Here is a 480-nt window from a genome sequence, read left to right as displayed (position 1 = left end):
GGATATTCTCTTGCGGGCATACCGGGATTTTACATGAATCAAAACCAAAACTGGGATATTGCGTTATATCGGAATAACCAGGGAATCCTATGCCCGGCTTACAGTATATCCGGAAAGATTGAAGGTTTTCAGATACGGTTGGATGCTCCCCATGATGATAAAAAGTATTTGTGGTTAAGCAGTACCAATAAAAAACGTGGTGCTGGCAGTAAGAGTCCGGTCAGTTTTGTTGGAAATCCATTTGACAAGACGGTACGGGTAACGGAAGGAATATTAAAACCGATTGTCGCTCATGCTTTATCCGGATACAGCTTTTTGGGGACACCGGGAGTAAACCAGTATAAGAGCCTTGAGAAGGCATTGGCAGTCCTAAAGGAGAACGGTCTTGAGATGGTCATGGAATACTTTGACATGGACAAATTCATGGATATCGGCTGCTATGGTGATTATAAGTCCTCTACTTGTGGTAAATGTCAGAAC

1 protein-coding gene is annotated in these 480 nt (G+C 42.9%); it reads left to right on the top strand.

Annotation, left to right across the window (positions count from 1 at the left end):
- A partial coding sequence (locus NE664_13605) for a DNA primase (protein MCQ4727668.1) occupies positions 1–480 on the top strand: 480 nt, incomplete at both ends.

The organism is Anaerotignum faecicola (genome assembly GCA_024460105.1).
Lineage (GTDB): Bacteria > Bacillota > Clostridia > Lachnospirales > Anaerotignaceae > JANFXS01.
Note: the sequence above shows the minus strand (reverse complement) of the source record. Positions and strands in the feature narration are given on the sequence as shown.